The sequence below is a fragment of the Enterobacter sp. WI-ESBL-E8 genome (assembly GCF_053364895.1).
The window spans coordinates 4,488,281-4,514,532 of record NZ_JBRWXJ010000001.1 but is presented as its reverse complement, the minus strand read 5'-3'; the positions used below and the strand labels follow the sequence as shown (position 1 = coordinate 4,514,532).

Sequence of the window (26,252 nt, the reverse complement as noted above, 5' to 3'; positions counted from 1 at the left end):
TCTATGACGTCTTTGTATCTCGCTTCCGGCTCCCCGCGCCGTCAGGAACTCCTGACGCAGCTAGGGGTGTCTTTTGAACGCATCGTGACCGGCATTGAAGAAAAACGTGCTGAGGGCGAAAGTGCTCAACAGTACGTGTCTCGCCTGGCGCGCGAGAAAGCGCAGGCTGGCGTAGCCAGCGTGCCACGCGATCTTCCCGTGCTGGGGGCAGATACCATCGTTATCCTTAACGGTGAAGTGCTTGAGAAACCGCGCGACGCCGCTCATGCGGCGCGCATGCTGCGCAAACTGTCCGGACAAACGCATCAGGTGATGACGGCCGTCGCGCTGGCTGACAGCCAGCACGTGCTGGATTGCCTGGTGGTGACGGACGTGACGTTCAGAGTACTTACCGACGACGACATCGCCGCTTATATTGCCAGCGGTGAACCGATGGATAAAGCAGGTGCATACGGTATTCAGGGGCTGGGTGGCTGTTTTGTCAGGAAGATTCATGGCAGCTATCACGCCGTAGTCGGCTTACCGCTGGTGGAAACGTATGAGTTGCTGAGCAATTTTAACTCACTGCGTGAGGGAAGGGATAATTATGACGGCTGAATTGTTGGTAAACGTAACGCCATCGGAAACCCGTGTGGCCTATATTGATGGTGGCATTCTTCAGGAAATTCATATTGAGCGTGAAGCGCGGCGCGGAATAGTAGGCAATATCTACAAAGGTCGTGTCAGTCGTGTACTACCGGGTATGCAGGCGGCTTTTGTAGATATTGGACTGGATAAGGCGGCATTTTTACATGCCTCCGATATCATGCCGCACACCGAGTGCGTTGCGGGCGAAGAGCAAAAGCAGTTTGCCGTGCGCGATATTTCTGAGCTGGTGCGTCAGGGACAGGATCTGATGGTACAGGTGGTGAAAGACCCCCTCGGTACCAAAGGCGCGCGTTTGACCACCGACATCACCTTACCTTCCCGCTATCTGGTCTTTATGCCCGGCGCGTCGCACGTGGGTGTTTCGCAGCGTATAGAGAGCGAAACCGAGCGCGAGCGTCTTAAAAAAGTGGTCAGCGCCTACTGCGATGAGCAGGGTGGGTTTATCATCCGTACCGCCGCGGAAGGGATCAGCGAAGAAGACCTGGCGTCTGATGCGGCCTATCTGAAGCGCGTCTGGACCAAAGTGATGGAGCGTAAGAAACGCAACCAGACCCGCTACCAGCTCTATGGCGAGCTGGCCCTGGCTCAGCGTGTTCTGCGTGATTTTGCCGATGCGCAGCTCGACCGCATTCGCGTGGACTCTCGCCTGACCTATGAAGCTCTGCTGGAGTTTACCGCCGAATATATCCCCGAGATGCCCGGCCTGCTGGAGCATTACTCAGGGCGTCAGCCGATCTTCGATCTCTATGATGTTGAAAACGAGATCCAACGCGCGCTGGAGCGTAAGGTCGAGCTGAAATCCGGCGGGTATCTGATCATCGATCAGACCGAAGCGATGACCACCGTCGATATCAACACCGGCGCGTTTGTTGGCCATCGCAACCTGGATGACACTATCTTCAATACCAACATCGAAGCCACCCAGGCGATTGCGCGCCAGCTTCGTCTGCGCAACCTGGGTGGCATTATCATCATCGACTTTATCGATATGAGTAATGAAGACCATCGCCGCCGCGTGCTGCACTCGCTTGAGCAGGCGCTGAGTAAAGATCGCGTGAAAACCAGCATCAACGGTTTCTCACAGCTGGGGCTGGTGGAAATGACGCGCAAGCGTACCCGTGAAAGCGTTGAGCATGTGCTGTGTAATGAATGCCCAACCTGCCATGGACGCGGAACGGTAAAGACGGTTGAGACCGTCTGCTACGAAATCATGCGTGAGATCGTTCGTGTTCATCATGCCTACGACTCCGATCGTTTTCTGGTCTATGCTTCCCCTGCGGTGGCTGAAGCGCTGAAAGGCGAAGAGTCACACGCGCTGGCGGAAGTGGAAATCTTTGTCGGCAAACAGGTAAAAGTACAAATTGAACCGCTCTATAACCAGGAGCAGTTCGACGTCGTGATGATGTAAGACGCAGTACGCTGCGTGACGAAAGCTGACAAGGAGAGATGCGTGAGGCGATTGCCGGGGATTTTATTGCTTACAGGGGCAACGCTGGTCGTGATTGTCGCGTTGCTCGTGAGCGGGCTACGCCTCGTTTTACCGCATCTGGACAGCTGGCGTCCGCAGCTGCTGGCAAAAATCGAATCCACCACTGGCGTGCCGGTGAACGTAAGCCAGCTCAGCGCCAACTGGCAGAATTTTGGCCCGACGCTTGATGTCCGGGATATCAATGCCAGCCTGAAAGACGGCGGCTACCTCAAAATTAAACGCGTGACCCTGGCGCTGGACGTCTGGCAAAGTCTGCTGCATCTGCGCTGGCAGTTTCGCGATCTCACCTTTTATCAACTCCAGTTTCTGACCAACACGCCGCTGTCTGGTGGCGATAGCAGTCAGGGGCTTGAAGCCAACCGCTTCAGCGATCTCTTCCTCCGCCAGTTCGATCATTTCGACCTGCGCGACAGCGAAGTGAGCTTTATTACCCTTTCTGGCCAGCGCGCCGAGCTCGCGATCCCCCAGCTGACCTGGCTCAACGGCAAAGATCGGCACCGCGCCGAGGGGCAGGTTAGTCTCTCAAGTCTGAACGGCCAGCACGGCGTGATGCAGGTGCGCATGGATCTGCGGGACGATGACGGCTTGCTTAACAACGGCAAAGTCTGGCTACAGGCCGACGATGTGGATGTGAAGCCGTGGCTGGGCGACTGGATCCAGCAAAATATGCAGCTGGAAACGGCCCGTTTCAGCCTTGAAGGCTGGCTGACCCTGACGAAAGGGGAATTTGCCAGCGGTGATATCTGGCTCAAGCAGGGGGGCGCAAGCTGGAAAGGTGAAAAACAGCAGCATCAGCTTTCCGTTGATAACCTCACCGCGCACGTCACGCAGGAGAAAGAGGGCTGGCAGTTCGCCATTCCGGACACGCGCATCACTATGGACGATAAGCCGTGGCCGCGCGGTGCGCTGACGCTGGCCTGGATGCCGGAGCAGGACGTTGGCGGTGCGGCCAGCAAACGCAGCGACGAGCTGCGCATCCGTGCCAGTAACCTGGATTTGGCCGCCATTGAAGGGCTGCGCTCCATGGCAGCAAAGCTCTCGCCTGACCTTGGTGAGATCTGGCTGGCCACGCAGCCGAGCGGGAAGATAGACGCCCTGGCGCTGGATATTCCGCTACAGGCGACAGAAAAAACCCGTTTCCAGGCAACGTGGAAAGATCTCGCCTGGAAGCAGTGGAAGCTGCTGCCGGGTGCGGAGCACTTTAGCGGCAAGCTGGAAGGCAGCGTGGAGAACGGCAGGCTGACGGTTGATATGCACGACGCCAGAATGCCTTACGAAACTGTCTTCCGCGCGCCGCTGGAAATTGAACAGGGCAGCGCGGTGCTAAACTGGCTCCGTAACGATAAAGGTTTCCAGCTTGATGGCCGCCATATCGACGTTAAAGCCAAAGCGGTGCATGCGCGCGGCGATTTCCGCTATCTGCAGCCAGAAGGTGAAGAGCCGTGGCTGGGTATTCTGGCCGGCATTAGCACCAGTGACGGTTCTCAGGCCTGGCGCTATTTCCCGGAAAACCTGATGGGTAAAGCGCTGGTGGACTATCTGAGCGGTGCAATTCAGGGCGGTCAGGCCGAGAGTGCCACGCTGGCCTACGGCGGTAATCCGCATCTTTTCCCGTACAAGCATAATGAAGGTCAGTTCCAGGTGCTGGTGCCGTTACACAACGCCACCTTCGCGTTCCAGCCAGGCTGGCCCGCGCTGAAAAACCTGGACATCGAGCTTAACTTTCTCAATGACGGGCTGTGGATGAAGTCAGACAGCGTTGCGCTGGGCGGCGTGACGGCCAGCAACCTGACGGCAAACATCCCGGATTATTCAAAAGAGAAACTGCTCATTGATGCCGACATCAGCGGGCCGGGCAAAGCGGTGGGACCGTACTTTGAGGAGACGCCGCTGAAAGAATCGCTGGCGGCGACTCTGCAGCAGCTGCAGCTTGATGGTGATGTGAATGCTCGCTTACATCTTGATATCCCGCTGGACGGTGAAATGACCACCGCCAAAGGCGACGTCCGTCTGAAGAATAACAGCCTGTACATCAAACCCCTTGAGAGCACCCTGAAAAATCTCAGCGGGCAGTTCAGCTTTGAGAACGGCAACCTGAAGAGCGAGACGCTTACCGCCAGCTGGTTTAATCAGCCCGTGAATATCGACTTCACGACTACCGAGGGGGAAAAGGCTTATCAGGTGGCCGTCAATCTGGACGGTAGCTGGCAGCCATCGCGTATGGATGTTCTTCCGAAGGCCATTGAGGGATCCGTGGACGGTGCGGTCGCCTGGCAGGGCAAAGTCGCTATAGAGCTGCCTTATCACGCGGGTGCGCATTATCAGGTCGACATCACCGGCGATTTGAAAAACCTTCATAGCCAGCTGCCTGCGCCGCTGGATAAACAGGCCGGACAGCCGCTGCCGGTGAAGCTGAACGTTGATGGCAACCTGAACAGCTTCGAGCTGACCGGAAGCGCGGGCGGGACGAACCACTTTAACAGCCGCTGGCTGCTTAACCGCAAGCTCACCCTCGACAAAGCCATATGGACGACGGATAGCCGCTCCACGCCGCCGCTGCCGGAGCAGGCGGGCGTTGAGCTGAATCTCCCGCCGATGGACGGTGCGGAGTGGCTGGCGCTGTTCCAGAAAGGCGTTGGGCAAAACGTCGATCAAACCGCTCAGTTCCCGCAGGCCATTACCGTACGCACGCCGTCGCTGATGCTGGGCGGACAGCAGTGGAACAACCTGAGTATTGTTTCACAGCCCACCGCTAACGGCTCGAAGGTGGAGGCCCAGGGCAGAGAGATCAACGGTACGCTGACCATGCGCAATAACGCGCCGTGGCAGGCGGCGATCCGCTATCTCTACTACAACCCGGCAAGCGCGAGTGGGAAAGACCAGCCGGCAAAAACGTCGCCATTGAGTAAGACATCCCGCATCGATTTTAGCGGCTGGCCCGATCTCCAGCTGCGCTGTGCGGAGTGCTGGCTGTGGGGGCAAAAATATGGCCGTATCGACGGTGATTTTGCCATCCAGGGAAACACGCTTACGCTCTCTGGCGGGTTGGTTGATACCGGTTTTGGCCGGATGACGGCCGCAGGGGAATGGGTGAATAACCCCGGCGAGCAGCGTACGTCTCTGAAAGGCGACATTAAAGGTAACAAGCTGGATGCAGCGGCCAATTTCTTTGGTGTCAGCACGCCGCTGCGCGGCTCGTCATTTGACGTCGATTACGATCTTCACTGGCGCGCCGCGCCGTGGACGCCAGATGAGGCCTCGCTGAACGGCATTCTGAAAACCCGCTTCGGCAAAGGTGAAATCGCCGACGTGAGCACGGGGCGCGCCGGGCAGATCCTGCGCCTGCTGAGTTTTGATGCGCTGCTGCGCAAGCTGCGCTTCGATTTCAGCGATACCTTCAACGAAGGTTTCTACTACGATTCCATCCGCAGTACGGCGTGGATCAAAGACGGCGTTCTGCATACGGACGATACGCTGGTGGACGGCCTGGAAGCGGATATCGCCATGAAAGGCTCAGTCAACCTCATGCGTCGCGAGCTGGATATGGAAGCCGTGGTGGCGCCGGAAATTTCCGCGAGCGTGGGCGTAGCGGCGGCCTTTGTGGTGAACCCGATTGTCGGTGCGGCGGTGTTTGCCGCCAGTAAAGTGCTGGGGCCGCTCTGGAGCAAGGTCTCCATTCTGCGCTACCGCATTACCGGTCCGGTGGATAAACCGCAGATTAACGAGGTGCTGCGCCAGCCGCGCAAAGATGCACAGCAATGATTTGACGTGGGCAGGTAATTGCCTCACTCTCAATAAATACGATCTTTATACCGCCACGGGCGGCAACGAACGAGTAGCAATACGATGAGTCTGAACCTGGTAAGTGAACATTTGCTCGCAGCGAACGGCCTGAGCCATCAGGACCTGTTCTCCATTCTTGGTCAACTGACCGAACGCCGTCTCGACTACGGCGATCTCTATTTCCAGTCGAGCTATCACGAATCCTGGGTTTTAGAAGACAGCATCATCAAAGATGGCTCTTATAACATCGACCAGGGCGTTGGCGTTCGTGCCGTCAGCGGCGAGAAAACCGGTTTTGCCTATGCCGATCAGATTAGCCTGGCCGCACTAGAGCAGAGCGCGCAGGCAGCGCGTACCATTGTGCGCGATACCGGTGATGGTCGCGTGAAAACCCTGGGCGAAGTGTCTCACTCTGCGCTCTATACCAGCATCGATCCGCTGCAGAGCATGAGCCGCGAAGAGAAGCTGGATATCCTGCGCCGCGTCGACAAAGTGGCGCGTGCTGCCGATAAACGCGTGCAGGAAGTCTCCGCCAGCCTGAGCGGCGTTTATGAATTGATTCTGGTTGCGGCCACTGACGGCACTCTGGCGGCGGATGTTCGTCCGCTGGTGCGTCTCTCTATCAGCGTGCAGGTCGATGACGACGGTAAACGCGAGCGCGGCTCAAGCGGCGGCGGCGGCCGTTTCGGCTATGACTGGTTCCTGGGGGATGTTGACGGTGAAGCGCGCGCTGACGCGTGGGCAAAAGAAGCCGTGCGCATGGCGCTGGTGAATCTGAATGCTGTCGCGGCACCGGCGGGCTCATTCCCGGTGGTGTTGGGTGCCGGCTGGCCGGGCGTGCTGTTGCACGAAGCGGTAGGGCACGGTCTGGAAGGCGATTTTAACCGTCGCGGTACGTCCGTATTCAGCGGCCAGATCGGGCAACTCGTCTCATCTGAGCTGTGCACCGTTGTGGATGACGGCACCATGCGCGATCGCCGTGGCTCGGTGGCTATCGACGACGAAGGTACGCCAGGCCAGTACAATGTGCTGATTGAAAACGGCGTGCTGAAAGGCTATATGCAGGACAAACTCAACGCGCGCCTGATGGGCGTAGCGCCAACGGGTAACGGTCGTCGTGAATCCTATGCGCACCTGCCAATGCCGCGCATGACCAACACCTATATGCTGCCGGGCAAATCCACGCCGCAGGAGATTATCGAGTCCGTTGATTACGGTATCTTTGCACCAAACTTTGGCGGCGGTCAGGTGGACATCACCTCCGGTAAATTCGTCTTCTCCACGTCAGAAGCGTATCTGATCGAGAAAGGCAAAGTGACCAAAGCAGTAAAAGGCGCGACGCTGATTGGCTCCGGTATTGAAGCGATGCAGCAGATCTCCATGGTCGGTAACGATCTGAAGCTGGATAACGGCGTGGGCGTCTGCGGTAAAGAGGGCCAGAGCCTGCCGGTTGGCGTGGGCCAGCCAACGCTGAAAGTGGACAACCTGACGGTGGGCGGCACGGCCTGATCTGCGTTCACATAAAAAAAGGCGCTACCGAGTAGCGCCTTTTTTTTAACGTAATTGACCCAGCGGTATCTCCGGATCCGGCTCGTGGGTAATGCGGTTGCGTAAATCGCGGCGAATGATTTCGATCGACCAGAACCAGATCAGATGACCCACGATCTCTGATACGTGTTCATACCAGGGAAGGTCGAACAGCGGTGGTGTCAGCCCCATCAGAGGGAAGGAGATCATATGAACAAAAAGCTGGGCTAACGCACCCGCCAGCAAACCCTGCCAGAGTTTAATTTTCGGAAAGACTTCAGCAACTACACAATACCCTACAGCGAACACGATTGAGAAAATAATATGTGTTACGCCAACCCAGTTAAATATATGACCGGCAAAGGTATAAACCGCCGCGTTAGGATCAACGACGCCCAGCCAGTCGCGTAAAAATACATAGGGAGGGTTTAAAAAATTACGGGAACAATCAATCTGGCTTGAGGCTCTTATTAATTGTTCAGGCCCGCACGCGGCGGTGAATAAATCGGTGGGGCTTCGTGGCGGGAGCGGCACCTCGGCTCCCCATTTGACAAACGCGGAGACAATCCCTGCAATTAAACCGATGAACGCGGCGAGTCCATAGCGCCTGCGTGAGGGCGGTGTTTGTTCAAATATATTCATTTCTTTTCCTTGTTTAACGTCATCCTGCGGAATACATTTTATTATTCAAATCAGCAACAAATTAATAACAGTCTGAATGGCAGACTGCTTATAAGGTAAAGGGCAGGCAGCGGCAGTGTCAATTCGCTATTCCTGATAGCGGAGGGGAAATATTCTCGGATGAATGTATGTTTCATCCGGGAAATATTAATAACGCATATACTTTCAGGAATTAATCGATTATTCCTTCCTTCTTCCCCGCATCCCCTGAAACAGCTCCGCCACGTCCACAAAATACTCGGTCAGATAGTTAATACACACCTGCACTTTGAGCGGCAGCTTGTCTTTTTCGGTGTACAGGGCGTACACCGGGCGCGGATCGGACTGATAGCGAGGGAACAGGATCTCCAGTACGCCGCTGTTGATCTCGTTGATCACCCACATCAGCGGCACGTAGGCGATCCCGGCCCCGGCGACCAGCCAGCGGGAGATAGTCATCGGATCGTTGGTGACGAACCGGCCTTCCGGCAGCAGTTTGGTGGAGATCCCTTCCGGGGCGATCAGCTCAAATTCATTGTCGGGCCGCACGCTGTACTCCAGCCACGAGTGGTTGGTGAGATCGGCGGGCTTTTCCGGAACGCCGTACTGCGCCAGATAGCTCTTTGAGGCGCAAACCACCATCGGCATGCTGCCCAGCCGACGTGAGAACAGGCTGGAATCCTGCAGCGCGCCGACGCGGATCACCACGTCCAGGCCGTCGGCAATCAGATCCGGCGCCGGGATGCCCGTCACCAGGTTGACGGTAAGCCCGGGGTACTCTTTCAGCATATCCGCGGTCATGGCAGCGAGAACATTTTGTGCCATAGTTGAAGAACACCCGATGCGCAGCGTGCCGATGGGGGTGTTGTTAAAGGCATAGAGCTGTTCGTGAACATCCTGCACTTCAAGCAGCATGCGGCGACAGCCCTGATAGTAAATTTTACCCGCTTCCGTCAGCCCAATGCTGCGGGTACTGCGGTTGAGCAGCTTAACCTGAAGCTCATCTTCCAGTTTGGACACCGTCTGGCTAATGGATGAGACACTCATCTGAAGCTGGCGTGCCGCTGCGGTGAAAGAGCCCAGCTCGACCACTTTGGCGAAGACCGACATGCGTTTTAAACGTTCCATTGTTCACTCTGGCTTAAAAGTGATTTAGATCACATATTATAGATAACAGCATAACAGTTACGTTAATATACTATTAATTACATAACGGCTGCGCCATTCTCGCCCGGCGTTTCTTGCTCTCCTGCGGTGGCGTGCGCTAAAAAATTCTGAAGCCTGCACTCTCTCTTATCAAGGTCAACATGAGTCTGTTTCCCGTTATCGTGGTGTTCGGTTTGTCGTTCCCACCGATATTTTTCGAGCTTCTTTTATCACTGGCGATCTTCTGGCTGGTGCGCAAGGTGCTGGTCCCTACCGGGATCTACGATTTCGTCTGGCATCCTGCATTGTTCAATACCGCGCTGTATTGCTGCCTGTTTTACCTGATATCGCGCATGTTTGTCTGAGGTTGATGTGAAAACGCTAACAAGAAAAATCTCCCGCACTGCCATTACGATGGCGCTGGTAATCCTCGCCTTCATCGCTATTTTCCGCGCCTGGGTCTATTACACAGAATCGCCGTGGACGCGTGATGCGCGCTTCAGCGCCGACGTCGTGGCGATAGCGCCCGACGTAGCCGGCCTTATCACGGCGGTTAACGTTCACGATAACCAACTGGTGAAAAAAGATCAGGTCCTGTTCACCATTGACCAGCCTCGTTACCAGAAAGCGCTGGAAGAGGCGGAAGCGGATGTCGCCTATTACCAGGCGCTGGCAGCTGAGAAGCGCCGTGAGGCAGGCCGCCGTAACCAGCTGGGCGTGCAGGCAATGTCCCGTGAAGAGATTGACCAGTCCAACAACGTGCTGCAAACCGTGCTACACCAGCTGGCGAAAGCGCAAGCGACGCGCGACCTGGCGAAGCTCGATCTCGAGCGCACGGTGATCCGCGCGCCGTCCGATGGCTGGGTCACCAACCTTAACGTCTATGCCGGGGAATTTATCACCCGCGGCTCAACCGCCGTGGCGCTGGTTAAGCAGAACTCCTTCTACGTGCTCGCCTATATGGAAGAGACCAAGCTGGAAGGCGTGCGCCCAGGTTACCGGGCGGAAATCACGCCGCTTGGCAGCAACCGCGTCTTTAAAGGCACCGTCGACAGCGTCGCCGCGGGGGTGACCAACTCCAGCAGCTCTAACGATGCTAAAGGGATGGCAACGGTGGATTCCAACCTGGAGTGGGTGCGTCTGGCCCAGCGCGTGCCGGTGCGTATCCACCTGGACGAGCAGCAGGGAAATCTGTGGCCTGCGGGGACCACCGCCACGGTGGTGATTACCGGTGAAAAAGACAGGGATGCCAGCCAGGACTCGATCTTCCGTAAAATCGCCCATCGCCTGCGCGAGTTTGGTTAATCGCTATGGGGATCTTTTCCATCGCCAGCCAGCACATTCGCTTCGCCGTGAAGCTGGCCTGTGCCATCGTGCTGGCGCTGTTTGTCGGTTTTCATTTCCAGCTTGAAACCCCTCGCTGGGCGGTGCTGACGGCTGCGATTGTCGCGGCGGGTCCAGCTTTTGCCGCGGGTGGGGAGCCCTATTCGGGCGCCATCCGCTATCGCGGGATGCTGCGTATCATCGGGACGTTCATCGGCTGTTTCGCGGCGCTCACCATTATTATTCTGATGATCCGCACGCCGCTGCTGATGCTGATGGTCTGCTGTATCTGGGCGGGTTTCTGCACCTGGATTTCGTCTCTGGTGAAAGTGGAGAACTCCTACGCCTGGGGCCTGGCGGGCTATACCGCGCTGATTATTGTTATCACTATTCAGTCCGAACCGCTGCTCGCTCCGCAGTTTGCGGTTGAACGCTGCAGTGAGATTGTCATTGGTATTGTCTGCGCCATTGTCGCTGACCTGCTTTTCTCCCCGCGCTCCATCAAGCAGGAAGTAGACCGTGAACTCGACGCGCTGATCGTTGCCCAGTACCAGCTGATGCAGCTGTGTATTAAGCATGGCGACAGCGAAGAGGTGGATAAAGCCTGGAGCGGGCTGGTACGCCGCACGCAGGCGCTTGAAGGGATGCGCAGCAATCTCAATATGGAGTCTTCGCGCTGGGCCCGCGCTAACCGTCGTCTTAAAGCGCTCAATACCGTCTCTCTGACGCTGATTACCCAGGCATGCGAAACCTACCTTATTCAGAACACGCGCCCTGAAGCGGTGACCGATACGTTCCGCGAGCTGTTTGCCGAGCCGGTGGAAACGGTGCAGGACGTGCACAAGCAGCTTAAGCGCATGCGCCGGGTCATCGCCTGGACCGGGGAGCGCGACACGCCCGTGACGATCTACACCTGGGTCGGCGCCGCGACGCGCTACCTGTTGCTGAAACGCGGCGTGATCGGTAACACCAAAATCAGCGCGGCGGAAGAAGAGGTCCTTCAGGGAGAAGTGGTGATCAAGGCGGAATCTGCCGAGCGTCATCATGCGATGGTCAACTTCTGGCGTACAACGCTTGCCTGCATGCTCGGCACGCTGTTCTGGCTCTGGACGGGCTGGACGTCCGGCAGCGGCGCAATGGTGATGATTGCCGTTGTGACCGCACTGGCGATGCGTCTGCCTAACCCGCGTATGGTCGCTATTGATTTCCTGTACGGCACGATTGCCGCGTTGCCGATAGGCGCACTCTATTTCCTGGTGATCATTCCCTCTACGCAACAGAGCATGTTGCTGCTCTGTATTAGCCTGGCGGTGATGGCGTTCTTTATCGGCATTGAAGTGCAAAAGCGGCGTCTGGGATCGCTGGGGGCGCTGGCGAGTACGATAAACATTATTGTGCTGGATAACCCGATGACCTTCCACTTCAGCCAGTTTCTCGACAGCGCGTTAGGTCAGCTGGTGGGCTGTTTCCTAGCGATGATGGTCATTCTGCTGGTAAGGGATAACTCGCAGGCGAGAACGGGCCGCGTATTGCTGAACCAGTTTGTGTCGGCTGCCGTATCGTCTATGACCACCAACACCGCGCGCCGTAAAGAGAACCACCTGCCCGCGCTCTATCAGCAGCTGTTTTTATTGCTGAACAAATTCCCGGGCGATATCGCGAAGTTCCGGCTGGCGTTAACCATGATCATTGCGCACCAGCGTCTGCGTAACGCGCCTGTGCCGATCAACGACGATCTGTCGGCCTACCACCGTCAGCTGCGTCGTACCGCCGACCACGTGCTTTCCGCGAGCAGCGATGACAAACGACGCCGTTACTTCACGCAACTGCTTGAAGAGCTGGATATCTACCAGGAGAAGCTTAAGATCTGGGAAGCTCCGCCTCAGGTGACCGAGCCGGTAGGGCGGCTGGTGTCAATGCTGCATCGCTACCAGAGTGCCCTCACGGATAACTGACTGAAGTAAAAAAACCGACGCCAAAAGCGTCGGTTTTTTTGTGGCTATACTTAATTCCAGCACGTTCTTACATTTCAGAAAGGGAGGGCATATGACGACCCAGGCGCTACAGGACCACATCCTTTTTCAGACCGGTTATCTGGTCAATGGAATCTGGAAAACGCTGGACACGACGTTTGATGTGCTTAACCCCGCGACCGGTGAGGTCATCGCCAGAGTGGCAAAAGCGGGTAAAGCAGAAACCGAAGACGCTATCGCAGCGGCCACCAAAGCCTTCCCGGCATGGCGCGCCAAAACCGCGAAAGAGCGCTCGACTATCCTCTATCGCTGGTACGAGCTGATTATTGAGAATAAAAGCTGGCTCGGGCGGTTAATGACCACCGAGCAGGGCAAGCCCCTCAAAGAAGCGGAGGGGGAGGTGGAGTACGCTGCCAGCTTTATCCAGTGGTTTGCCGAAGAGGCCAAACGCGCTAACGGTGAAATTATTCCCCCTGTTAAACCCGGATCGCGCATTCTGGCCACCCGAGAACCGGTTGGCGTGGTCGCGGCGATTACGCCATGGAACTTCCCGATGGCGATGCTCACCCGTAAGTTAGGCCCGGCGCTGGCTGCTGGGTGTACCGGGGTAATCAAACCGGCAAATAACACGCCGCTCAGCGCCTTTGCGCTGCTTACGCTGGCAAAACAGGCCGGTGTGCCCGACGGCGTGCTCAACGCCGTGGCCGGGAATACGCATGAGATCAGCGACGCGATCATGGCGAGCCACGAGGTGCGGAAAATCTCGTTTACCGGCTCCACTTCCGTCGGCAAAACGCTGGTGCGTAATGCTGCGGAAACCATGAAGAAAGTCTCCATGGAGCTGGGGGGAAATGCCCCGTATATCGTTTTTGAAGATGCGGATATCGACGCTGCAGTTCAGGGGGCAATCGCCAACAAATTCCGCAATGCCGGGCAGGTCTGCGTCAGCGTTAACCGCTTCTATATTCAGGAAACCGTCTACGACAAGTTTGTGAACAAACTGGCCGATGCGGTGAACGCGCTGAAGGTGGGAAATGGTCTGGACGACGGTGTGGTCGTAGGTCCGCTGATTGAACCCTCAGCGGTGAACAAAGTGCGCGAGCATGTGGAAGACGCTGTTGCCCGGGGCGCGACCGTACTGGCGGGCGGTAAGCCTCATCCGCTTGGCGGGAATTTCTGGATGCCAACCGTGCTGGGCGACTGCCATGAAGGCATGAAGCTGGCAGAAGAAGAGACGTTTGGCCCGGTTGCGGCGTGCTTCCGTTTCACCTCGGAAGATGAAGTTATCCAGCGCGCCAACAACACGCCCTACGGGCTGGCGGCTTACTTCTACACTCAGAATCTCTCGCGGGTTTTCCGCGTTTCACAGGCCATTGAGAGCGGGATGATTGGCATTAACGAGTGCGCCGTGTCCACGGAGCTGGGGCCATTTGGCGGCGTTAAAGAGTCAGGTCTTGGACGTGAGGGCTCCGTGCTGGGTCTGGAAGAGTATCTGGAAGTTAAAACCCTGCATATCGGGGGATTATAATAGACGGGGCGGCATCTGCCGCTCGCATGGACTGGGTGGCTGGCAATGAAAACCTATACCTTTGATTTTGACGAGATCGATGGCCAGGAAGACTTTTATCGTGAATTTATCCGGGTGTTTGATCTTGAACGGGGAAGCGTGACGAATCTGGACACGCTGTGGGACGTGGTGACCGGGAGTCTGTTGCCGCTACCGCTGGAGATCGAGTTCATCCATTTGCCCGATAAGCTGCGCAGACGTTTTGGTGCGCTGATCTTGCTGTTCGATGAAGCAGAAGAAGAGCTGGAAGGGCAGCTGCGCTTTAACGCGCGCCAATGAATGAAAATGAAAAAAAGCCCCTGACCACGAGGCCAGGGGCAAGTCGTATGATGAGATACGACGAGGGTTTATTTATACAGTTCTGCCGTAGCATGCCAGTGGTCACCCTGATTCAGTTCGGTGACGCGATAGCTGCTGGCGCCTGCTTTTTCAGCTTTGGCGGCAAGTTCGTGACGAATATCCATCGGTGAGCCGGTGACTGACGTGACAGATACGCTGCCCATACGCTGCAGATTTTGAGCCTGGTCGGCATTCACTTGCTGTACGGCTGCACTCGCGCCGAAAGAGAGAACGGAAGCCAGACCGAGGGTTGCGATGATCAATTTAGTTTTCATAGTCTTTACTCCTGAATAGGGTTTTTGCTCAACGGCAGGAAGGGTTGAACCGCTATTTTTATGCCTGGTGCCGTTGAGTGGAGATTTACGTTTTCAGTTATTACTAAAACTTATTTGTACAGCTCAGCGGTAGCGTGCCAGTGGTCACCTGAACGCGCTTCGATGATGCGATAGGATGACGCACCCTGTTCTTCCGCTTTTTTGTTCAGCATTTCATGCATGTCCATTGGAGACGTGCCGATCGCGCCGACAGAAACCGTACCGATTGCCTGACGGGATTGCGCCTGGTCAGCGTTGATAGAGTCAGCAGCGAAAGCACCGAATGACAGAACAGACAGAACGCTCAGCGCCACTACAGTAGTTTTGATTTTCATGATTCTTACCTCGTCGAATTTTTTAGTGGGGTCTTGTTTCGTGACCCTCATCACAAAATCAAGTATACACTAATAACGCTAAAAATTAATACCAGACTAATGGTTTCTATTGTTATTACGTGTTAACCAGTCTTTTTTTTATAACGAAATTGCATAATGTTGGCCGTTTTTTGGCCATTTTGTGGGGTTATATCTAATTAAATCATATGGATATCTGCTTTTGATTTTTTGTGCGATTTTTTGATTTACCATTCACTGGATGAATGTTAATGGGTGGTAAAAAGCACTATTTGTCAAAGCCAGAGGCAGTAGAAGACAGGGGGAAATGATGCGGGAGCAGAATGATCCCCGCAGCGGCGCTACGGGGAGAGAGGATTACAGTTCCTGTTCGAACAGAGCCAGAATCGCTTCGTGGAGATCTTTAACGGAGAAACCGCTGGCCGGGATGGTAAAGATGGTGTCATCACCGGCGATAGTCCCGAGGATACCCTCCGTTTTACCTACTGAGTCCAGCATGCGGGCAATCAGCTGCGCGGCACCAGGGCTTGTGCGGATCACCACAACGGAGTCGTTGTAATCGATATCCAGAACCAGATTCTTGAGCGGGCTGGTGGTGGTCGGCACGCCAAGTTCTGCAGGCAGGCAATAAACCATCTCCATTTTGGCGTTACGGGTACGTACCGCGCCAAATTTGGTTAACATGCGGGAGACTTTCGACTGATTGATGTTATCGAAGCCTTGTTCCTGCAGCGCCTGAACAATTTCTCCCTGAGAACTGAATTTCTCTTCTTTAAGTAGCGCTTTAAACGCCTTAACTAATTCTTCTTGCTTAGACGAGCTTCGCATAAGTCACCCGGAATATGACGATAGAAACAACATTATTATGCATGTGGATGAATTTTTATGCAAATTATCTACTCAGCGCCAGGCTGAAATAATGTTATGAAAGGGAGTGATTTTATCAGATTTCGTTATCAGAAAACATGCCTGGGTCACGCCGCGCAAATAAGCTTAAAAGTAAATTAAATGTTATCAAAATGATGTTGTTTTGGTGGCGGGGCAGGGTGTATTGTAACCACCTCTTAATTCGTTGCCATCTGTCGTCAGATAGTCTTCTGAAGAGAGATAAAGCCGCGTGACCTCAAATTCTTTAGCTACGAAAATTGTAATTAAACACTTGCTGAATTATGGTCGCCGCAACGGATTTACAGATACTTAAGTTAACCATAATAAGGAGTTTAGGATGAAAGTCGCAGTCCTCGGCGCTGCTGGTGGTATCGGCCAGGCGCTTGCCCTACTACTGAAAACCCAACTGCCTTCAGGCTCAGAACTCTCCCTGTACGATATTGCTCCGGTAACCCCAGGTGTGGCGGTTGACCTGAGCCACATCCCAACTGCTGTAAAAATCAAAGGCTTCTCCGGTGAAGATGCGCGTCCTGCACTGCAGGGTGCCGACGTGGTGCTGATTTCTGCAGGCGTGGCGCGTAAGCCAGGCATGGATCGTTCAGACCTGTTCAACGTCAACGCAGGCATTGTGAAAAACCTGGTGCAGCAGATTGCTGAAATCTGCCCGAAAGCGTGCATCGGCATCATCACTAACCCGGTGAACACCACCGTTGCTATCGCGGCAGAAGTGCTGAAGAAAGCAGGTGTTTACGACAAAAACAAACTGTTCGGCGTGACCACGCTGGATATTATCCGTTCCAATACCTTTGTTGCTGAGCTGAAAGGCAAACAGCCAACAGAAGTGGAAGTTCCGGTCATTGGTGGACACTCTGGCGTCACCATTCTGCCTCTGCTGTCGCAGATCCCAGGCGTTAGCTTTACCGAGCAGGAAGTGGCTGACCTGACCAAACGCATCCAGAACGCGGGCACCGAAGTGGTGGAAGCGAAGGCGGGTGGCGGTTCTGCGACCCTGTCTATGGGCCAGGCGGCTGCGCGTTTCGGTCTGTCACTGGTTCGCGCTCTGCAGGGCGAGAAAGGCGTTGTTGAATGCGCTTACGTTGAAGGCGATGGCGAACACGCTCGCTTCTTCTCTCAGCCGCTGCTGCTGGGTAAAAACGGTATCGAAGAGCGTAAATCCATTGGTACGCTGAGCGCGTTTGAACAACACGCGATGGAAGGCATGCTGGACACGCTGAAGAAAGATATCACCCTGGGCGAAGAGTTCGTTAACAAGTAAAACGCACCCCACCCGGTAAAAAAAACGGAGCTTATCGCTCCGTTTTTTTATGCCTGTCAGTTGGTGGCCGGGTATTCCTGAATGGTGACGTGCAGCGTCAGTTTCTTATCGTTGCGCATGACTTCAACAGGGATGATAGAACCTGGGCGAATTTCTGCCACCTGGTCCATCGTCTCCAGCGCAGAGACCGCCGGCGTGCCGTTGACCGACACAATGACATCATTTACCTGAATCCCCGCATTCGCCGCCGGACCGCCTGGCGACACCTCGTTCACCACGATGCCCTGAATCTGATCGATACCGCCGCCCTGGGTATGCATAGGTGCAATTTCACGACCACCAATACCGATATAGCCGCGGATCACACGCCCATCGCGGATCAGCTTATCCATAATTTTGGTCGCCAGCTGGAACGGAATGGCAAAGCCGATTCCTTCAGGCGTCTCACCGTCGTTACTCTTATCGAACGAGAGGGTGTTGATGCCCATCAGTTCGCCCAGCGAGTTGACCAGCGCACCGCCGGAGTTACCGTGGTTGATTGAGGCATCGGTTTGCAGGAAGTTCTGCCGTCCCGATGGGTTGAGACCAATGCGGCCGGTCGCGCTGATAATCCCCTGGGTGATGGTCTGGCCCAGGTTGTAAGGGTTGCCGATAGCCAGTACGACGTCACCAATGTGCGGGGTACGTTTACGGTTGATCGGGATGACCGGCAAACCGCCCGTGGCGTTAATTTTCAGGACGGCCAGGTCGGTCAGGCTATCAGATCCAACAAGTAATGCCTCAAACACGCGACCATCCTGCAGGGCGACGATGATCTGGTCGGCATCGTTAATCACGTGCTTGTTGGTAATAATGTAGCCACGCTCGTCCATAATTACCCCGGAGCCGAGGGTGCGGATCTCCAGCTGGTTATGGGCTGAGGTATTCAGGCCACGGTTATAGACGTTAACCACGGCAGGTGCGGCACGGCGAACGGCCTGGTTATAGGTAGCCGGCGTTTCATCCGTGCTATCGAACTGGGGAGCCGACAGTTTGTTGAACTGACGTAAAGACGGCAGCGCCAGCAGCAGCAGGCCTGCGACAATCAAACCGATGACAGTAGAACGTAAGAGCTTTAAAAGCATGATGCGCGTGTCGTTAAAAAAGGAACGATTTGCAGCATAACATGAGTTATCCGGACATCACACGCAGCGGTGATGTCCGGGGTCGCAAATGCTTAGCGCAACAGAATATAGATGGACTCATTGCCACGCATGACCTGCAGGGCAATGACCGCCGGTTTACTTTCCAGCACCTTGCGCATTTCGGCAATGGACTGCACGCGATTGCGGTTTACGCCAATGATAACGTCATCCTGATGCAATCCGGCCTGCGCGGCAGGGCTACCCTTCTCGACGGTGTCGATGCTGATGCCTTTCGTACCGTCTTTCAGCTGCCCGTCGCTCAACGTAGCGCCTTGCAGCGCCGGCGCGATAAGCTCTGCGCTGGCTGAGGAAGAGGTGCTCTTATCGAGCGTCACTTCAACGTTCAGCGGCTTACCGTCACGAATCAGACCCAGCTTCACTTTGGCACCTGGTTCGGTTGTGGCAATCCGCGAACGCAGTTCTGCAAAGCTGCTCAGCGGTTTGTCGTTCAGGCTGACGATCACATCACCCGATTTTACCCCTGCTTTTGCCGAGCCGGAGTTTGGCAGCACTTCGCTGACAAACGCCCCGCGCTGTACGTTAATGTTGAACGCCTTTGCGATATCCGCGCTCATCTCCATACCTTTAATACCCAGCAGCCCGCGTTTGATTTCGCCGAACTGGATGAGCTGCTGCGCCAGCGTTTTGGCCATATTACTGGGGATAGCAAAACCGATCCCAATGCTGCCGCCGCCCGGAGCCAGGATTGCCGTGTTGATCCCAATCAGCTCGCCGTTCAGGTTGAGCAATGCCCCGCCGGAGTTCCCACGGTTGATAGAGGCGTCGGTCTGGATAAAGTTTTCCAGCCCTTCCAGATTCAGGCCGCTGCGCCCGAGCGCCGAGACGATCCCGGAAGTTGCGGTCTGCCCTAAACCAAAGGGGTTGCCCACGGCGACGGCAAAATCGCCGACGCGCAGTTTGTCGGAATCCGCAATGGCAATCTGGGTCAGGTTGCTTGGGTTTTGCACCTGCAACAGCGCGATGTCGCTCTGGTCATCGCCGCCGATCAGTTTGGCATCAAATTCGCGGCCATCATTAAGCTGGACGCTGATTTTATCGGCCTGGCTGATGACATGATTGTTGGTCAGAATATAGCCTTTTGCCGCATCAATAATGACGCCAGAACCCAGGCCTTCAAAAGGCTGAGCCTGCTGGTCGGGAGACTCATCGCCAAAATATTTTTTCAGTTCTTCAGGGACGCGTTGGCTTTGTACTGCGGTGCCCTCAACCTGAACGCTGACCACCGCAGGCAACACTTTTTCCAGCATTGGCGCGAGGCTTGGGATGGCCGCCTGGCCTGGCACCTGGGAGGGAATGGCGGCGAATACCGGGACGGACGCCGAGAGAGATAACCCGACACTTAACGCGATAGCGCTCAACAGCTGGTTTTTTTTCTTCATCGATGTTGACTCTCGTAACCTGGAATAAAGGAAAAACGGCCCCAAAAACACGTTGATGTTATTGAATTTTAAACCGCTGAACAATGAGGTGTTTAACTAAATGATAGCTGGGGTCATCAAGAAAGGACGGGCGCAATCGCTGCGCCCGTAAAATAAATTCTGGTTGTGCGATTAATCGCGTTTTACGCCACCGCGCAGCAGGCCGGACGCGCCATCAGAGTAGTCGCGTGGCATCTGAACCGGAGCCTGATCGTTACCAGCTTCAGAGTCTGCCAGACGGTTGCGGAACGGGTTGGTTTCCGCCGTCATTTCCGGCAGCAGGCTGCTGGAGCTTTTCGCCATGTGTTGATACAGCTGGCGATAGTCGGTCGCCATGTTGTCCAGCAGCTCGGCGCTACGGGCAAAGTGGCTGACCAGTTCTTCACGATACTCTTCCAGTTCGGCTTTGTTCTTTTCCAGTTCGTACTGCAGTGACTGCTGCTGACGCAATTTGCGATTACCGAAACGCATGGCCACAGCACCGATGACGATGCCGACGACTAAACCGATTAGCGCATATTCCCAGGTCATGAACTTCTCCCGTTGTCTTGTTGTTCCGTAGGGTGTTGGCTCGGCTCCTGCCTGTGCCTGATAATGCCACTATAACCGCTATTTCCGCAGAAGTGGAATCCTGACGTATCATCGCGTAGTGTAGAACGGCCTTTTTTTCATCAGTCACGCCTGCTGGTGAGCTTTAATTGAGGGAATAACAATAAGATTATGCAAAACCTGTCCCCTGCATCGCGATATCAACTGGCCCTTAACGAGGGCACCCATCAGCCGGATGACGTTCAGCGTGAGGCGGTAAGCCGTCTGGAGACGATCTATCAGGAACTCACGGCAAAACCCGCGGAAGCTGAACAGAGCAGTGGGCTCAAGGCGGCCTTTGGGCGGCTGCTTGGGAAAAAAGCGCCGCAGGAGCACGCGCCGGTGCGCGGTCTCTATATGTGGGGCGGGGTCGGACGTGGAAAAACCTGGCTGATGGACATGTTCTACCAGAGCCTGCCGGGCGCACGTAAGCAGCGTCTGCATTTCCATCGTTTTATGCTGCGGGTGCATGAGGAGCTGACGGCGCTGCAGGGCAAAAGCGATCCCCTGGAGATTGTGGCCGACAGATTCAAGGCGGAAACGGACGTGCTCTGCTTCGACGAGTTTTTTGTGTCTGACATCACCGATGCCATGCTGTTAGGTGGCCTGATGAAAGCGCTATTTGCCCGGGGGATTACGCTGGTTGCCACGTCGAACATCCCGCCTGATGAGCTGTACCGCAATGGCCTGCAGCGGGCGCGCTTCCTGCCTGCCATCGACGCCATCAAACAGCATTGTGACATTATGAACGTTGATGCGGGGGTGGATTACCGGCTACGCACGCTGACCCAGGCACATCTCTGGCTCTCACCATTAAATGCAGAGACCACCCAACAGATGGATAAACTGTGGCTGGCGCTAGCGGGGGCAAAACGCGAGCACGCTCCGGAACTCGAGATTAACCATCGCCCGTTGGCAACGCTCGGTGTTGAAAACCAAACGCTGGCGGTCTCCTTTACGACGCTGTGTGTTGATGCCCGCAGCCAGCACGACTATATTGCGCTTTCGCGTCTGTTCCACACCGTGATGGTGCTGGATGTTCCGGTGATGACGCGGCTGATGGAGAGCGAAGCACGTCGCTTCATTGCGCTGGTGGATGAGTTTTATGAGCGCCACGTCAAGCTGGTGATTAGCGCCGAGGTTCCTTTATATGAGATCTACCAGGGGGAGCGGCTGAAGTTTGAGTTCCAGCGCTGCCTCTCGCGCCTGCAGGAGATGCAGAGCGAGGAATACCTGAAGCTGGAGCATATGCCATAAATGCCACCCTCTCCCGTGGGAGAGGGGCTGGGGGTGAGGGCACCAGACCGCACAGTGCTCACCCCCGAAAAACCCATTCCAAATCACATTTAAGGGTCGATCTTTGACCTCAACTTCTCTATAATCTTGCGACCCCACGTTACGAGAAGGTTTTTTTCCCGAAACTTTCTATGTGTCGGCATTAGCTATTCGAAGGGGTAGGTTTGCCGGACTTTGTCGTGTGAACCTCAACTGACTAAACGTTTGGGTGTTCACCAACGTGTAACTTATTATTTGGGTAAGCTTTTAATGAAAACTTTTACAGCTAAACCAGAAACCGTACAGCGCGACTGGTATGTTGTTGACGCGACCGGTAAAACTCTGGGCCGTCTGGCTACTGAACTGGCTCGTCGCCTGCGCGGTAAGCATAAAGCGGAATACACTCCGCACGTTGATACCGGTGATTACATCATCGTTCTGAACGCTGATAAAGTTGCTGTAACCGGCAACAAGCGTACTGACAAAGTGTACTATCACCACACCGGCCACATCGGTGGTATCAAAGAAGCGACCTTTGAAGAGATGATTGCTCGCCGTCCTGAGCGTGTGATTGAAATCGCGGTTAAAGGCATGCTGCCAAAAGGCCCACTGGGTCGTGCTATGTTCCGTAAACTGAAAGTTTACGCAGGCAACGAGCACAACCACGCGGCACAGCAACCGCAAGTTCTTGACATCTAATCGGGATTATAGGCAATGGCTGAAAATCAATACTACGGCACTGGTCGCCGCAAAAGTTCCGCAGCTCGCGTTTTCATCAAACCGGGCAGTGGTAAAATCGTAATCAACCAGCGTTCTCTGGAACAATACTTCGGTCGCGAAACTGCCCGCATGGTAGTTCGCCAGCCGCTGGAACTGGTTGACATGGTAGAAAAACTGGATCTGTACATCACCGTTAAAGGTGGTGGTATCTCCGGTCAGGCAGGTGCGATCCGTCACGGTATCACCCGCGCTCTGATGGAGTACGACGAATCCCTGCGTTCTGAACTGCGTAAAGCTGGCTTCGTTACTCGTGACGCGCGTCAGGTTGAACGTAAGAAAGTGGGTCTGCGTAAAGCACGTCGTCGTCCACAGTTCTCCAAACGTTAATCCATTCTGCTTACGCAGAACGATTGGCGAAAAACCCGCTTCGGCGGGTTTTTTTTATGGATAATGCGTAGGTTATCCACAGTATCAATGCATATATCTTCTCTTTTTCCACATTTCCAGAATCCCCTCACCACAAAGCCATCAAAATCTGGTAAACTATCATCCAATTTTCTGCCCAAATATCGGTGAATACTCGATTTTTGTTCGATTCTTGAACAATGTGTTTTCTCTGGGATGGGCGATACAACATCTGGCTGGCCCCTGTTGGGCTGGTAGCAGTAAAAATTCTGAATATACCTGGAGGTTTTCATGGCTGTCGCTGCCAACAAACGTTCGGTAATGACGCTGTTTTCTGGTCCTACTGACATTTATAGCCATCAGGTTCGTATCGTGCTGGCCGAGAAGGGTGTCAGTTTTGAGATCGAGCATGTGGAAAAGGATAACCCGCCTCAGGATCTGATCGATCTCAACCCGAGCCAAAGCGTACCGACGCTGGTGGATCGCGAGCTGACCCTGTGGGAATCCCGTATCATTATGGAATACCTGGATGAGCGTTTCCCGCATCCACCACTGATGCCTGTTTACCCTGTTGCGCGTGGTGAAAGCCGCCTGTACATGCAGCGTATCGAGAAAGACTGGTATACGCTGATGAACGTCATCGTTAACGGTTCCTCTTCTGAAGCCGATGCTGCGCGTAAGCAGCTGCGTGAAGAGCTGCTGGCCATCGCCCCTGTGTTTGGTCAGAAACCGTTCTTCCTGAGCGATGAGTTCAGCCTGGTGGATTGCTACCTGGCTCCGCTGCTGTGGCGTCTGCCTACCCTGGGCGTAGAGTTCAGCGGTCCTGGTGCGAAAGAGCTGAAGGGCTATATGACTCGCGTATTTGAGCGCGACTCTTTCCTGGCATCTTTAACTGAACCGGAACGTGAAATGCGTCTCGGCCGAGGCTAATCACTGTGGAAATGTCACAACTAACCCCACGCCGTCCGTATCTGCTGCGCGCCTTCTATGAATGGCTGCTGGATAACCAGCTCACGCCGCACCTGGTGGTGGATGTGACGTTGCCGGGCGTGCTGGTTCCCATGGAATACGCACGTGACGGACAGATCGTGCTGAACATTGCGCCGCGTGCGGTGGGTAACCTGGAACTGGCAAACGACGAAGTGCGCTTTAACGCGCGTTTCGGCGGCGTGCCGCGTCAGGTTTCTGTGCCGCTGGCTGCCGTGCTGGCTATCTACGCGCGTGAAAACGGTGCCGGTACCATGTTTGAGCCGGAAGCGGCTTACGACGAAGACGTTGCCAGCCTGAATGATGACGATGCAACTGGCGAGCGCGAAAGCGACGCGGTGATGTCCGTTATCGACGGCGACAAACCCGATCGCCAGGATGATAACGATCCGGATGACGATCCGCCACCACGCGGGGGGCGTCCTGCTCTCAGAGTGGTAAAATAACGTACTCATCCATTACAAAATCCAGCCCTCGTCAGTCGGCTGGATTTTTTTTGTTATCGATGTAAATAGTATGTTGCATGCTGGGAGGATATTTTTTCCCTGTATAGGTTTGTTTAAAATTAAGACAATGCAATGCATTATTCCAAATGAGAGATATTTTGGAATAATGGGGTATTCGTAATAACTTAACGCAAGCAATATTTATTGTGAATATAAATGGTCTGTAAAGGGCTTGAATCGCCTGTTTTATAAAATCCATCTATAATTTGAGTAAATCTAAAAAGAATAATTAATAAACCTAATTTGCATGTATTTAGGACTTCTATATTATCGCCATATGCTTTCTGCATACGGGGATGATAGCGACAAACACGGATTGTTTACGTCGATATTGTATTTGCTATGACTCATAAGTTAAGGATTAACTCATGAATAAAATTCTATTGGCTGCAGCATTATTCCTTTGCGTCAATTCCACGTTTGCATCCGAAACCGCGGTACTTAAAATTAAAGGGACGCTGACGAGCTCAGCCTGTACACCTGAATTTAGCAATGGCGGTGTGGTGGACTACGGCAACATCCGCCTGGATGAATTGTCATCCACCGCTGTGAACCAGCTTGGACAAAGGAATATCGATCTCACGATTACCTGTACGGCAGCCACAAAAGTTGCCTGGAATTTGATAGACGATCGCGCCGATTCTAACGCGGGTTTAACCGTCTCTGCCGGGACGTTTACGGGGGGTGCGCAGAGTGCGACTAACCAGACATACGGGGTCGGAAAAGCAGGCACGGTAAACATAGGCTCTTATGCCATGTTCATGAAAGTAAACAGCATCACGGCTGACGGAAAATCTGTCGATCCTATATATCAGCAGAATGGTTCAACAACCTGGGCGAAGAGTACAGATGGCTCAAGCCAGGGCGAAAATAATCGCAATATTACTGTCGCATTATCAGGAAGTGTCGATCCGCTTGCTTTCCAGACAGCAACATTTCCGCTGGTAACATCTTTGGCTATTCAGAATACCTCCACGCTAGGTATTACCGATGATACCCGGCTGGATGGTCAGTTGACGATCAGCCTTAAATATCTGTAATCGTTTCAAATTTAAAGTGAGTTAAATTTAACCCAGAGATGAAATAACTTCTCTCGACAAGAAGCGCCATAAACATGGAGCGTTAAGTAGTGCTTTCAAGGAATATACATATGACATGCTCTAAAACTGTTTTAATTAAAACGCTCGCTGCAGCTGCCTTGTTCACTGCACAGTTTGCCGTACATGCCGCAGGTATGGTGCCAGAAACCAGTCTGCTAGTTATTGATGAAGCGACCCACAGCGGCACCATCAACGTCAAAAATACCGATAGCCATCCGTCGCTGCTGTATACCGATGTGGTGGATTTGCCAGATGATCAAGGCCTGAAACTGGTGACCACTCAGCCCGTGGTGCGTCTCGAGCCCGGTCAGACCCAGCAATTGCGCTTCATTTTGCAAAACAGCAAGCCACTGGATGTTGAGCATTATAAGCGTGTGACCTTTGAAGGTATCCCACCGAAAAGTGACGACAACAAAGTCAAAATTGGCATCAATATTCGTCAGGATCTGCCTGTACTGATTCGCCCTGCGAAACTGGCCGTGGTGACCGATGCCTGGAAATACCTCGACTGGACCGCTTCAGGCACCTCCGTCACGGTGAAAAACCCGAGCAAATATGTCGTACGCCTGGCGCAAAACGTAGTCCTGCAGCCTTCAGGCATCAGCGGCTCGCTTGCCAAAACCTACATACTACCCGGTGAAACCATGACGGTTTCAATGGGCAAATCCGTCAGCGGCAACAACAAAGTTAAATTCTTCCCCGCCAGCCGCTATGGGGTCGAAGTTCCAAGCTTCATCTCGGATCTCAATAAAAAATAAAGGA

Annotated in this window: 25 protein-coding genes; 17 read left to right on the top strand and 8 right to left on the bottom strand. The window is 54.4% G+C overall.

Translation table 11 applies throughout. The features are described from left to right. Positions 1–3 precede the first annotated feature (3 nt). The 4 genes from ACWHWP_RS21470 to tldD all read left to right on the top strand — a co-directional run bounded on the left by ACWHWP_RS21470 (position 4) and on the right by tldD (position 7,429). Positions 4–597: a Maf family protein gene (locus ACWHWP_RS21470; RefSeq protein WP_059312140.1), complete on the top strand. Its 594-nt coding sequence runs from the start codon at positions 4–6 to the stop codon at positions 595–597. Then, positions 587–2,056, top strand: a complete 1,470-nt coding sequence (gene rng, locus ACWHWP_RS21465; RefSeq protein WP_010436156.1) for a ribonuclease G — start codon at positions 587–589, stop codon at positions 2,054–2,056. Before ACWHWP_RS21470 ends, rng begins: the two co-directional genes overlap by 11 nt. A gap of 42 nt (positions 2,057–2,098) precedes the next feature. After that, positions 2,099–5,899, top strand: a complete 3,801-nt coding sequence (gene yhdP, locus ACWHWP_RS21460; RefSeq protein WP_447856347.1) for an AsmA2 domain-containing protein YhdP — start codon at positions 2,099–2,101, stop codon at positions 5,897–5,899. A gap of 84 nt (positions 5,900–5,983) precedes the next feature. Continuing rightward, a complete protein-coding gene (gene tldD / locus ACWHWP_RS21455) occupies positions 5,984–7,429 on the top strand; it encodes a metalloprotease TldD (RefSeq protein ID WP_047347665.1) in 1,446 nt (481 codons plus the stop codon). Between the two features lie 45 nt (positions 7,430–7,474). Here the strand turns inward: tldD and ACWHWP_RS21450 are convergent, their stop codons facing one another. Both ACWHWP_RS21450 and aaeR read right to left on the bottom strand, forming a co-directional pair. Continuing rightward, complete coding sequence (locus ACWHWP_RS21450; protein ID WP_063957245.1) at positions 7,475–8,089, bottom strand: YagU family protein; 615 nt, start codon at positions 8,087–8,089, stop codon at positions 7,475–7,477. Positions 8,090–8,308: 219 nt separating this feature from the next. Then, positions 8,309–9,235 (bottom strand): HTH-type transcriptional activator AaeR, encoded by a 927-nt coding sequence (gene aaeR, locus ACWHWP_RS21445; protein ID WP_023616809.1) that lies wholly within the window; start codon positions 9,233–9,235, stop codon positions 8,309–8,311. Between the two features lie 179 nt (positions 9,236–9,414). Between aaeR and aaeX the strand changes: the two genes are divergently transcribed. The 5 genes from aaeX to ACWHWP_RS21420 all read left to right on the top strand — a co-directional run bounded on the left by aaeX (position 9,415) and on the right by ACWHWP_RS21420 (position 14,395). Continuing rightward, on the top strand, positions 9,415–9,618 hold the full coding sequence (gene aaeX / locus ACWHWP_RS21440; RefSeq protein WP_003860416.1) for a p-hydroxybenzoic acid efflux pump operon protein AaeX: 204 nt from the start codon (positions 9,415–9,417) through the stop codon (positions 9,616–9,618). Positions 9,619–9,625: 7 nt separating this feature from the next. Further along, on the top strand, positions 9,626–10,558 hold the full coding sequence (aaeA, locus tag ACWHWP_RS21435; RefSeq protein ID WP_059312144.1) for a p-hydroxybenzoic acid efflux pump subunit AaeA: 933 nt from the start codon (positions 9,626–9,628) through the stop codon (positions 10,556–10,558). Between the two features lie 5 nt (positions 10,559–10,563). Next, positions 10,564–12,531 (top strand): p-hydroxybenzoic acid efflux pump subunit AaeB, encoded by a 1,968-nt coding sequence (gene aaeB / locus ACWHWP_RS21430; protein WP_063957243.1) that lies wholly within the window; start codon positions 10,564–10,566, stop codon positions 12,529–12,531. Between the two features lie 91 nt (positions 12,532–12,622). After that, positions 12,623–14,077, top strand: a complete 1,455-nt coding sequence (locus ACWHWP_RS21425) for an NAD-dependent succinate-semialdehyde dehydrogenase (protein WP_063431361.1) — start codon at positions 12,623–12,625, stop codon at positions 14,075–14,077. A 45-nt stretch (positions 14,078–14,122) separates the two neighbouring features. Further along, on the top strand, positions 14,123–14,395 hold the full coding sequence (locus ACWHWP_RS21420) for a barstar family protein (RefSeq protein WP_063431363.1): 273 nt from the start codon (positions 14,123–14,125) through the stop codon (positions 14,393–14,395). Between the two features lie 68 nt (positions 14,396–14,463). Here the strand turns inward: ACWHWP_RS21420 and yhcN (ACWHWP_RS21415) are convergent, their stop codons facing one another. The 3 genes from yhcN (ACWHWP_RS21415) to argR form a co-directional block, all read right to left on the bottom strand. After that, on the bottom strand, positions 14,464–14,730 hold the full coding sequence (yhcN, locus tag ACWHWP_RS21415) for a peroxide/acid stress response protein YhcN (protein WP_032659672.1): 267 nt from the start codon (positions 14,728–14,730) through the stop codon (positions 14,464–14,466). A 110-nt stretch (positions 14,731–14,840) separates the two neighbouring features. Beyond that, complete coding sequence (gene yhcN / locus ACWHWP_RS21410) at positions 14,841–15,104, bottom strand: peroxide/acid stress response protein YhcN (protein WP_063957241.1); 264 nt, start codon at positions 15,102–15,104, stop codon at positions 14,841–14,843. Positions 15,105–15,479: 375 nt separating this feature from the next. Then, positions 15,480–15,950: a transcriptional regulator ArgR gene (gene argR, locus ACWHWP_RS21405; RefSeq protein ID WP_059312147.1), complete on the bottom strand. Its 471-nt coding sequence runs from the start codon at positions 15,948–15,950 to the stop codon at positions 15,480–15,482. A 397-nt stretch (positions 15,951–16,347) separates the two neighbouring features. Between argR and mdh the strand changes: the two genes are divergently transcribed. Then, on the top strand, positions 16,348–17,286 hold the full coding sequence (gene mdh / locus ACWHWP_RS21400) for a malate dehydrogenase (RefSeq protein WP_023309387.1): 939 nt from the start codon (positions 16,348–16,350) through the stop codon (positions 17,284–17,286). 56 nt (positions 17,287–17,342) lie between these two features. Here mdh and degS read toward each other — a convergent pair whose 3' ends face one another. The 3 genes from degS to zapG all read right to left on the bottom strand — a co-directional run bounded on the left by degS (position 17,343) and on the right by zapG (position 20,440). After that, on the bottom strand, positions 17,343–18,410 hold the full coding sequence (degS, locus tag ACWHWP_RS21395) for an outer membrane-stress sensor serine endopeptidase DegS (protein ID WP_059312148.1): 1,068 nt from the start codon (positions 18,408–18,410) through the stop codon (positions 17,343–17,345). 92 nt (positions 18,411–18,502) lie between these two features. After that, entirely contained in the window at positions 18,503–19,870 is a 1,368-nt protein-coding gene (degQ, locus tag ACWHWP_RS21390) for a serine endoprotease DegQ (RefSeq protein WP_059312149.1), read from the bottom strand. A 171-nt stretch (positions 19,871–20,041) separates the two neighbouring features. Next, positions 20,042–20,440, bottom strand: coding sequence for a Z-ring associated protein ZapG (gene zapG / locus ACWHWP_RS21385; RefSeq protein WP_008502832.1), 399 nt, complete (start codon positions 20,438–20,440; stop codon positions 20,042–20,044). A gap of 189 nt (positions 20,441–20,629) precedes the next feature. Here zapG and zapE point away from each other — a divergent pair, with 189 nt between their 5' ends. From zapE to ACWHWP_RS21350, 7 genes are all read left to right on the top strand, one after another. After that, complete coding sequence (gene zapE, locus ACWHWP_RS21380) at positions 20,630–21,754, top strand: cell division protein ZapE (protein ID WP_063957238.1); 1,125 nt, start codon at positions 20,630–20,632, stop codon at positions 21,752–21,754. 288 nt (positions 21,755–22,042) lie between these two features. Next, positions 22,043–22,471: a 50S ribosomal protein L13 gene (gene rplM, locus ACWHWP_RS21375; RefSeq protein WP_006178824.1), complete on the top strand. Its 429-nt coding sequence runs from the start codon at positions 22,043–22,045 to the stop codon at positions 22,469–22,471. Between the two features lie 15 nt (positions 22,472–22,486). Continuing rightward, on the top strand, positions 22,487–22,879 hold the full coding sequence (rpsI, locus tag ACWHWP_RS21370) for a 30S ribosomal protein S9 (RefSeq protein ID WP_003860436.1): 393 nt from the start codon (positions 22,487–22,489) through the stop codon (positions 22,877–22,879). A gap of 309 nt (positions 22,880–23,188) precedes the next feature. After that, on the top strand, positions 23,189–23,827 hold the full coding sequence (gene sspA, locus ACWHWP_RS21365; RefSeq protein WP_014071978.1) for a stringent starvation protein SspA: 639 nt from the start codon (positions 23,189–23,191) through the stop codon (positions 23,825–23,827). Between the two features lie 5 nt (positions 23,828–23,832). Further along, complete coding sequence (gene sspB / locus ACWHWP_RS21360) at positions 23,833–24,330, top strand: ClpXP protease specificity-enhancing factor (RefSeq protein ID WP_059312151.1); 498 nt, start codon at positions 23,833–23,835, stop codon at positions 24,328–24,330. 428 nt (positions 24,331–24,758) lie between these two features. Next, positions 24,759–25,430 (top strand): DUF1120 domain-containing protein, encoded by a 672-nt coding sequence (locus tag ACWHWP_RS21355; protein WP_447856340.1) that lies wholly within the window; start codon positions 24,759–24,761, stop codon positions 25,428–25,430. Positions 25,431–25,540: 110 nt separating this feature from the next. Further along, positions 25,541–26,248, top strand: coding sequence for a fimbria/pilus chaperone family protein (locus tag ACWHWP_RS21350; RefSeq protein WP_063431365.1), 708 nt, complete (start codon positions 25,541–25,543; stop codon positions 26,246–26,248). The last annotated feature ends 4 nt before the right edge of the window (positions 26,249–26,252 follow it).

What these genes read in the sequence shown, in the direction of transcription:
- tldD (WP_047347665.1), top strand. Translation starts at nt 5,984, where the DNA reads ATGAGTCTGAACCTGGTAAGTGAACATTTGCTCGCAGCGAACGGCCTG.
- ACWHWP_RS21425 (WP_063431361.1), top strand. Translation starts at nt 12,623, where the DNA reads ATGACGACCCAGGCGCTACAGGACCACATCCTTTTTCAGACCGGTTAT.
- aaeX (WP_003860416.1), top strand. Translation starts at nt 9,415, where the DNA reads ATGAGTCTGTTTCCCGTTATCGTGGTGTTCGGTTTGTCGTTCCCACCG.
- sspA (WP_014071978.1), top strand. Translation starts at nt 23,189, where the DNA reads ATGGCTGTCGCTGCCAACAAACGTTCGGTAATGACGCTGTTTTCTGGT.
- ACWHWP_RS21350 (WP_063431365.1), top strand. Translation starts at nt 25,541, where the DNA reads ATGACATGCTCTAAAACTGTTTTAATTAAAACGCTCGCTGCAGCTGCC.
- degS (WP_059312148.1), bottom strand. Translation starts at nt 18,410, where the DNA reads ATGCTTTTAAAGCTCTTACGTTCTACTGTCATCGGTTTGATTGTCGCA.
- zapG (WP_008502832.1), bottom strand. Translation starts at nt 20,440, where the DNA reads ATGACCTGGGAATATGCGCTAATCGGTTTAGTCGTCGGCATCGTCATC.
- ACWHWP_RS21470 (WP_059312140.1), top strand. Translation starts at nt 4, where the DNA reads ATGACGTCTTTGTATCTCGCTTCCGGCTCCCCGCGCCGTCAGGAACTC.
- yhcN (WP_063957241.1), bottom strand. Translation starts at nt 15,104, where the DNA reads ATGAAAATCAAAACTACTGTAGTGGCGCTGAGCGTTCTGTCTGTTCTG.
- degQ (WP_059312149.1), bottom strand. Translation starts at nt 19,870, where the DNA reads ATGAAGAAAAAAAACCAGCTGTTGAGCGCTATCGCGTTAAGTGTCGGG.
- ACWHWP_RS21355 (WP_447856340.1), top strand. Translation starts at nt 24,759, where the DNA reads ATGAATAAAATTCTATTGGCTGCAGCATTATTCCTTTGCGTCAATTCC.
- rplM (WP_006178824.1), top strand. Translation starts at nt 22,043, where the DNA reads ATGAAAACTTTTACAGCTAAACCAGAAACCGTACAGCGCGACTGGTAT.
- zapE (WP_063957238.1), top strand. Translation starts at nt 20,630, where the DNA reads ATGCAAAACCTGTCCCCTGCATCGCGATATCAACTGGCCCTTAACGAG.
- aaeB (WP_063957243.1), top strand. Translation starts at nt 10,564, where the DNA reads ATGGGGATCTTTTCCATCGCCAGCCAGCACATTCGCTTCGCCGTGAAG.
- rpsI (WP_003860436.1), top strand. Translation starts at nt 22,487, where the DNA reads ATGGCTGAAAATCAATACTACGGCACTGGTCGCCGCAAAAGTTCCGCA.
- argR (WP_059312147.1), bottom strand. Translation starts at nt 15,950, where the DNA reads ATGCGAAGCTCGTCTAAGCAAGAAGAATTAGTTAAGGCGTTTAAAGCG.
- ACWHWP_RS21420 (WP_063431363.1), top strand. Translation starts at nt 14,123, where the DNA reads ATGAAAACCTATACCTTTGATTTTGACGAGATCGATGGCCAGGAAGAC.
- rng (WP_010436156.1), top strand. Translation starts at nt 587, where the DNA reads ATGACGGCTGAATTGTTGGTAAACGTAACGCCATCGGAAACCCGTGTG.
- aaeR (WP_023616809.1), bottom strand. Translation starts at nt 9,235, where the DNA reads ATGGAACGTTTAAAACGCATGTCGGTCTTCGCCAAAGTGGTCGAGCTG.
- ACWHWP_RS21450 (WP_063957245.1), bottom strand. Translation starts at nt 8,089, where the DNA reads ATGAATATATTTGAACAAACACCGCCCTCACGCAGGCGCTATGGACTC.
- mdh (WP_023309387.1), top strand. Translation starts at nt 16,348, where the DNA reads ATGAAAGTCGCAGTCCTCGGCGCTGCTGGTGGTATCGGCCAGGCGCTT.
- yhcN (WP_032659672.1), bottom strand. Translation starts at nt 14,730, where the DNA reads ATGAAAACTAAATTGATCATCGCAACCCTCGGTCTGGCTTCCGTTCTC.